The organism is Acetatifactor sp., from assembly GCF_982438285.1.
The window spans coordinates 1-7,787 of record NZ_CEWDFQ010000134.1 but is presented as its reverse complement, the minus strand read 5'-3'; the positions used below and the strand labels follow the sequence as shown (position 1 = coordinate 7,787).

General features: G+C 51.9%; 5 protein-coding genes and 1 pseudogene. 2 read left to right on the top strand and 4 right to left on the bottom strand.

The window, feature by feature from the left end; genetic code table 11:
* Positions 1-1,069 (top strand): ABC transporter ATP-binding protein (locus tag AC1WIP_RS08200; RefSeq protein WP_481141389.1); only part of this gene is annotated, 1,069 nt, incomplete at its 5' end.
* Between the two features lie 4 nt (positions 1,070-1,073).
* On the opposite strand, the gene AC1WIP_RS08195 is transcribed toward AC1WIP_RS08200, so the two are convergent.
* The 3 genes from AC1WIP_RS08195 to AC1WIP_RS08185 all read right to left on the bottom strand — a co-directional run bounded on the left by AC1WIP_RS08195 (position 1,074) and on the right by AC1WIP_RS08185 (position 4,622).
* Positions 1,074-2,438 carry an MATE family efflux transporter gene (locus tag AC1WIP_RS08195; RefSeq protein WP_481141388.1) on the bottom strand — a complete coding sequence of 455 codons (1,365 nt, stop codon included), beginning with the start codon at positions 2,436-2,438 and terminating at the stop codon, positions 1,074-1,076.
* A 58-nt stretch (positions 2,439-2,496) separates the two neighbouring features.
* Positions 2,497-3,846: a magnesium transporter gene (gene mgtE, locus AC1WIP_RS08190; protein WP_481141387.1), complete on the bottom strand. Its 1,350-nt coding sequence runs from the start codon at positions 3,844-3,846 to the stop codon at positions 2,497-2,499.
* Positions 3,847-3,980: 134 nt separating this feature from the next.
* Complete coding sequence (locus AC1WIP_RS08185) at positions 3,981-4,622, bottom strand: YigZ family protein (protein WP_481141386.1); 642 nt, start codon at positions 4,620-4,622, stop codon at positions 3,981-3,983.
* A 183-nt stretch (positions 4,623-4,805) separates the two neighbouring features.
* Between AC1WIP_RS08185 and AC1WIP_RS08180 the strand changes: the two genes are divergently transcribed.
* Positions 4,806-7,523 (top strand): transglycosylase domain-containing protein, encoded by a 2,718-nt coding sequence (locus tag AC1WIP_RS08180; RefSeq protein ID WP_481141385.1) that lies wholly within the window; start codon positions 4,806-4,808, stop codon positions 7,521-7,523.
* Between the two features lie 117 nt (positions 7,524-7,640).
* On the opposite strand, the pseudogene AC1WIP_RS08175 reads toward AC1WIP_RS08180, so the two are convergent.
* Positions 7,641-7,731 (bottom strand): annotated as a pseudogene (locus AC1WIP_RS08175) (DUF4368 domain-containing protein); the annotation flags it as partial.
* Between the last annotated feature and the right edge of the window lie 56 nt (positions 7,732-7,787).

Here is a 7,787-nt window from a genome sequence, read left to right as displayed (position 1 = left end):
CAGCTATGGCTACCGCAGGGCCTGGATGCGGGCGGTGATGTTTAACTTTACCATGGGGCCCAGCGTGGATATCATCTCCGCCATCACCACCTCCTTCATCTATGTGCTTGGCATACGCTGGATTCTGGCTCCGGACGCAACACTGACCGTAGGCACCCTGGTTTTGTTCACCGCCTACATCAGCAGGTTCTGGACGCCCATCAACACCCTGGCAAGCTTTTACAACTCTCTGCTGACGGCCATCTCCTACCTGGAGCGGATTTTTGAGACCATCGACGAGCCCATTTTGGTGCGGGACGCTCCTGATGCGGTACCCATGCCTCCCATTCAGGGCACGGTGGAATTTCAGGATGTGTGCTTTTGCTACGAGGAGGGACATCGGATTTTAGACCACATTAATTTTACGGCCGGCAAGGGCGAAACCTACGCCATTGTAGGGCCCACCGGCGCAGGAAAATCCACCATTGTAAATCTGATCAGCCGGTTTTACAACGTGGAGTCCGGGCGCATCCTCATTGACGGAATAGATATCTCCAGTGTGACCATCCGCTCCCTGCGCACCCAGATGGGCATTATGATGCAGGACAGCTTTATCTTTGCGGGAACGATTATGGAAAATATCCGCTACGGCAACAGAGAGGCCACCGACGAGCAGGTGGTCAAGGCTGCCAAAACCGTATGCGCCCATGAATTTATCTCTCAGATGGAAAACGGATATGATACGGAAGTGAACGAGAGGGGAAGCCGTCTGTCCGCAGGACAAAGACAGCTGATCTCCTTTGCAAGAGCATTGCTGGCGGACCCCAGAATCCTGATTTTGGATGAGGCCACATCCAGCATTGACACCGAAACGGAGCTGCTCTTGCAGAAGGGGTTAAATGAACTGTTAAAGGGCCGTACCTCTTTTATCATCGCCCACAGGCTCTCCACCATCAAAAATGCGGACTGCATTCTGTATGTGGATCGGGGCGGCATTTTGGAGAGAGGAACCCATGAGGAGCTCCTGGCCCAGAAAGGAGAATACTATCATTTGTATCTGTCCCAGTTTGACTTCCTGGCCCAGACGTAAAAGCCTACTGCTTCTTTGGATTCATCAGCTTCCATGCCGTGGCAAAGAACAAGGTCACAGTTGTGCACACGGCCAGCAGGTCAGATACCGGCTCCGCTAAAAATACGGCGAACACCTTGTCCTCAAAAAAGTTAGGCAGAATGTAAATCATGGGAATTAAGAGGATTACCTTTCTAAGCACCGCCAAAAACAGAGAGTGCACCGCCTTTCCCAACGCCACAAAGGTCTGCTGGCAGGCAATCTGGGCCCCAAAAATGCAGGCCACAGCCATGTAAATACGCATAGCCCACTGAGTGTACTGTATGGTTTCCTGATCTGTGGTAAAAATTCTTGCCAGTCCCTGGGGAAAGAGCATTGCTACGGCCCACAGAAGGAAGGAATAGGCAAGACAGCTTCCCAGGGTGAGAAGGAATACCTTTCTTACCCGATCCAGCTTGCCCGCCCCATAATTAAAGCTGGCTATAGGCTGCATTCCCTGGGTCATTCCCTGCAGGGGCAGCATGGAGGCCTGCATCACGCTGGAGAGGATGGTCATGGCTCCCACCGCCACATCCCCGCCGTATTTCTGCAAAGAGGTGTTAAAGCACACGGACAAAAGGCTTTCCGTGGCCTGCATGATAAAGGGCGACACGCCCAAGGCCAGCACCGGTCCCATAATTTTCAAAGAAAAACGCAGATTCACGGCACGGATGCGCAGGGTCGTCTTTTTGCCGGACAAAAAGCAAAGCACCCACACTGCAGACACTGCCTGGGAGAGGATGGTAGCCAGGGCAGCTCCCTGTACCCCCATTCCAAACCCAAAGATAAATACAGGGTCCAAAACCAAATTCAGTCCAGCGCCGATTAAAACGGTTTTCATACCAGTGGAGGCAAAGCCCTGGCCTGTGATAAATGCGTTGAGCCCCGTGGTAATCTGCACAAACAGCGTACCAAGCACATAAATGCGCATATAATCCACAGCATACCCTATGGTATCGCTGCTGGCCCCGAAGGCATACAGAATAGGCTCTGCATACACATAAAACACAACCGTCAGCACAACGGCAAAAACGCAGAGGGTGAACACACAGTTTCCAAGGATTTTCTCCGCCTCCTTATAATCTCCCTTCCCCATGGAGATAGAAGCTCTGGGCGCGCCGCCAAAGCCGATCAGAGCCGCAAAGGCGGCAATCAGAGTAATCACCGGCAGGGTCACCCCAAGTCCTGTCAGGGCCAGCGCTCCGGTTTCAGGAATATGCCCAATGTAAATGCGGTCCACCAGATTATAAAGGAGATTTACAATCTGTGCCGCAATGGAAGGCAGCGCCAGGGAAACTAAAAGCTTTCCCACCGGCATGACTCCAAGCTTGTTTTCTTCCTTCTGTTCCATATACATTCATCCTTTCTGCAAGGATGCGCCAGACCTTTTGGTCCGGCGCATCTCTATTTTATATTCCCAAAATCATCGTTGCCACTTGGAAATATACCAGCAGCGACAAGGCATCCACAATGGTTGTAATAAAAGGGCTTGCCATCACAGCAGGATCGAATCCCAGCCGTTTGGCTCCTACCGGCAAAAGACAGCCAATCAGCATAGCCATCAGCACAGCAGCGATAATGGTAACGCTCACCACCATTGCCACCAAAAAGCCCACTCTGTCAAACAGCATCAGCTTTAAAAAATTGGCGGCCGCAAGGCTTGCGCCACAGCAGATGGCCACCCGGACCTCCTTCCACAGCACTCTGGGCACATCCCTGTACTCAATTTCTCCCAGAGACAGACCGCGGATCACCGTCACGCTGGCCTGGCCTCCAGCATTGCCTCCGGTATCCATCAGCATGGGAATAAATGCCGTAAGCACCGCATATACACTCAGAGCGTCCTCAAAGGAGGTGATAATGGCGCCGGTAAAGGTAGCGGACACCATCAAAAGCAAAAGCCAGGGAATCCTTTTTTTGTAGGTCTCCCAAACCGTGGTTTTCATATAGGGCTTATCGCTGGGAACGATCGCCGCCATTTTTTCCATGTCCTCGGTGGTTTCTTCCTCCATGATATCCACGATATCATCCACGGTGATAATTCCCACCAGGCGGTTTTCATTGTCCACCACCGGCATGGCCGTAAAATCATACTTTTTAAACTGCTTGGCCACTTCCTCCTGATCCATCAGCGTGTTTACGGAAATCACGTTTTCGTGCATGATATCGCCGATGATCTCATCGCCGTCGCTTAACAGCAGATAGCGCAGCGCTACAGTCCCCACCAGCCTGCGCTGTGCATCCAGCACATAACAGACATCTATGGTCTCACTGTCCAGTCCAACCTTCCGGATTCGCTCAATCGCCTGATCTACGGTGAGGTTCTCCTTCAGATCCACGTACTCCACGGTCATGATGCTTCCGGCGGAATCCTCAGGATAACGCAGCAGGTGGTTGATATCCCTGCGGGTATCGGGGCTTGCGTTTGCCAGCAGCTTTTTTACCACATTGGCAGGCATCTCCTCCAAAAGGTCCACCGCATCATCCGACATCAGATTGTTGATAATGTTGGCCGCTTCCTTATCGCTTAAGGATGTAATGATCATGTGCTGATTATCCACATCCAGATAAGAAAATACATCCGCCGCCAGGTCTTTGGGAAGAATCCGGAAGATTTTCAGCATATCCTCCTCTTCCATTTCCTCCATGAGAACCGCAATATCCGCGTCATTGAGCTCAGCAAGATATTGGCGCAGTTTCGTATACTGCTTTGTACGCAAAAGCGCAAGCAGCTCCTTCAGCTCCTTGATTCTTTCCATGACATTTCTCCTTTGATGATTTTTTTATGTCCCTGTAACTTCGTGGGAGAGGGTTATCTGTACCGCATATGTGACTACTCATAAAAAAACCACCACCTTTCAAAATGTCCTTTTTTCCTTACGCCTATTCCATTTTATCCATCATCAGATTCTTTGTCAATGTAATAAATCTCTTTTCCTTTTTCAAACCGCGCTCTGCCGCAGACTGCCTCCGCCACATCCCGGCTTAAGCGCTCCACCTCACCGGCAGGTATGTGCAGCAGCAGGCTGGCCTCTTCACCGTAGCTGCTCTCCACAGGTTCTATGCCTCTCTGCCCCAGAAGATAAAGTATCCTGCCAATCCCATTGTAGTCCGTTGAAATGCGTATCTCATACCCATGTTGCATAACTCCTATTTTACAGTGGCGCAGTCCCTCCTTTACCGCCTGGGTGTAGGCCCGCACAAGTCCTCCGGTTCCCAAAAGGGTTCCGCCAAAATACCGGGTCACCACCACCGCGATGTTACGGATTTCTTCTCCCAAGAGCACCTCCAGCATGGGCCTTCCGGCCGTGCCAGAGGGTTCTCCATCATCGCTGCACCGGGTGAGCTCCCCTCTTTTTCCAATGACAAAGGCCGAACAGTTGTGGGACGCATCCCAATACTTCTTCTTCATCTCTTCGATAAAGCACACTGCCTCCTCCTCCGTCCCGCAGCTTCTGACAGTGGCAATAAACCTTGACTTCTTCTCTACGATCTCTCCTTCTCCGCCCTCTAACAGCACCCGATAAGAATCCATATCTTTTTTCCGCGCCTTTCCGCCGCCAGGGTTTCCCCCGGCATTCTAATCCCTTTCAAGGATAGCATAAACTGCCAAAAATGTGAAACAATTCTTAATATGGCAAAGAAAGCCTTTCTTTACATATTATTTTTTGTTATAATGATGTCGTCTGTTACCACAGGCAGAAAGGTGATTATCTCTATGAATTATGGAAAAAAAGGCATCAGGGCCAAACAGAAGGCTCTGAATTCCAAATCCGCAAAGTGGGGGAGAAAAATCATACTTACCTGTTTTAAGGTAGTTTTAATAGCAATCGCCGCTGTGGGCATCTTTGGTGTTTCTGCTGGAATCGGCGCCTTCCGGGGCATACTGGCAGATACGCCCACCGTCCGTTTAAGCGGCGTCATCGCTTCCGGTGAGGCAACTATCGTTTACGACTGCGAGGGAAATGAGATCGACCAGTACGTAAGCACCAATGCCAACCGAATCGAGGTAGAAATGGATGAGGTGCCGGAGCATCTGGGACAGGCCTTTGTGGCCATCGAGGATGAACGCTTCTACCAGCACAACGGTATCGACGTAAAGGGTATCCTGCGTGCCGCCTACCAGTTTGTCATAACCGGAGGCGAGGAGGCCCAGGGCGCCAGCACCATCACCCAGCAGCTTTTGAAAAACACAATTTTCACCGACTGGACCTCCGAGGGCGACAATATCATTAAGAAGGTAAAGCGTAAAATCCAGGAGCAGTATCTGGCTCTCGAGATTACAAAGCAGCTTTCCAAGGACGAGGTTTTGCTCCGCTACATGAACGCCATCAATCTGGGCCAGAATACCCTGGGCGTGGAGGCGGCCTCCCTGCGGTATTTCGGCAAATCCTGCAGCGATCTGACCCTGTCGGAATGCGCCGTGATCGCCAGCATTACCCAGAATCCTTCCCGATATAATCCCATCCGTTATCCGGAAAACAACGCCAAAAGGCGTCAGGTCTGTCTGGATAAAATGCTGGAGCTGGGCTTTATCACCCAGGCGGAATACGACGAGGCTGTGGCAGATACAGAGGCGGTCTATGAGCGCATCGGCCTTTATGACACGGATTGCCGGGAAAGCAACACTACCTCCGGCTCTTATTTCTCCGACGCAGTATACGAGCAGGTAAAGGAGGATCTGGTAAAAGCCGGTTATTCCGAGACTTTGGCGGAAAGCATGCTCACCTCCGGAGGGCTGCGCATTGAATCCACCATGGATCCCACCATTCAGGCCATTGCCGACGAGGAGTTTGCCAATCCAGACAACTACCCGGAGAATGTAAAATGGTATTTGACCTATGCCCTGACCATTACCACTCCGGACGGGGAAAAGCATAATTTCAGCAAGGAAAATATGATGTCCTGGTTTAAGGAAAATCAGGATTCCAAATTTAATCTGATTTTCTCCTCCCAGGATGATGCCAACGAAGCCATAGCCACCTACCGCAGCGCCATGCTGGCGGATCTCGGTGTGGAGGACAGCGAGGATAATTACGAGGAAAGCATCTCCATGACCCCCCAGCCCCAGGCTGCCATGGTCATCGAGGATCAAAGTACAGGCTATGTGGTAGCCATTGTAGGCGGACGAGGCACCAAGGAGGGACGCCGTACCTTAAACCGGGCCACCAACGCGGTACGCTCCCCCGGTTCCACCTTTAAGGTTCTGGCCGCCTTTGCTCCGGCCTTGGACAGCGCCGGACAGACCCTGGCCACCACCTATCTGGACGCGCCCTTTAACTATGCGGACGGAAGGCCCGTGAGCAACTGGTATTCCGGCTACCGGGGCATCAACTCCATCAGAAAGGCCATTGAACAGTCCTTAAACATAATTGCAGTTAAAACCCAGACGGTGATCACCCCCCAGCTGGGATACGATTATCTGTTAAATTTCGGGTTTACCACCCTCACAGACGGTGTGGAAATCAACGGCGAGGTGTTTTCAGATGTAAACCAGACTCTGGCCCTGGGCGGCTTAACCTATGGCGTCACTCCCTATGAGCTGAACGCCGCTTACGCCGCTATTGCAAACAACGGCCTCTATGTAGAGCCCAAGCTCTACACCAGAGTCACAGATTCCGACGGCAATGTGATTCTGGATAACACCAATCCCACCACCCGCCAGGTAATCAAGGAAACCACCGCTTTCCTTCTGACGGACGCCATGGTGGATGTGGTTACCACGGGTACAGGCACCAGATGTAATTTCGGCGGCGTAGCTATCGCCGGGAAAACCGGTACCTCCACCGATTATCACGATGTGTGGTTCACTGGCTTTACGCCTTATTATACCTGTACCACCTGGGCCGGCTACGACAATAATATCGGCATGAGCACCAGCAGCTCCAATAACGAGTCCGCAGTGGCCAGAACCCTTTGGCGTGCCGTGATGGAACGGGTACATGAAAATCTGCCCAATGAACAGTTCAGCATCCCCAGCGGCATCGTACAGGCCCAGGTCTGCTCCAAGTCCGGCAAGCAGCCCATACCCGGGCTGTGCGACGCTCAGGGCTGTGTGGTGACAGAGTACTTTGCAGAGGGCACTGTTCCCACAGAGAGCTGCGATGTCCACTACCAGGGCGACATCTGCGACTATGACCAGGTGCCCGCAAGTCCTGACTGTCCCTTTAAGTATACAGGCGTGATGGAGCTTCCTCTGCCGGAGGATCCTTCCCTGGCCAGCGGTTCTTCCACCATCACCACAAACCCGGACGGAACCCAGGTTCCGGCCAATTCCACCACAACCCACTGTCAGCACGATGCTGCTTTCTTTGCAAACCCTGACTATGAGGCGGTGATCAACCAGCAGCGCTGGGAAATCGACCAGAGAAACGCTGCAGCCATCGCCGCACAGCAGCAACAGCAGCAGGCGGCAGAGGGAGAAGGCGGCCAATAGAGCTATCGGCTGCCTTCTCCAAAAAAACTTTGACTGATTTTCTATCTGCACAAAAAGGCTGACGTACCCAATGTGGTACGCCAGCCTTTTTTACTAATGTGCGATAAAGAAGTAATAATGCACAACAATTTTCTCAATCATTTCCCAAAAGAAAGTGGGGCAATTCCTCAAAGGCAAGGTGCTTTCGGACGATACCCATAAACTTTTCCTAAGTGCGCCGTACAGTCGCGGGTGCGCTTCTTGTAGCTGCCGCAGATGTAACAG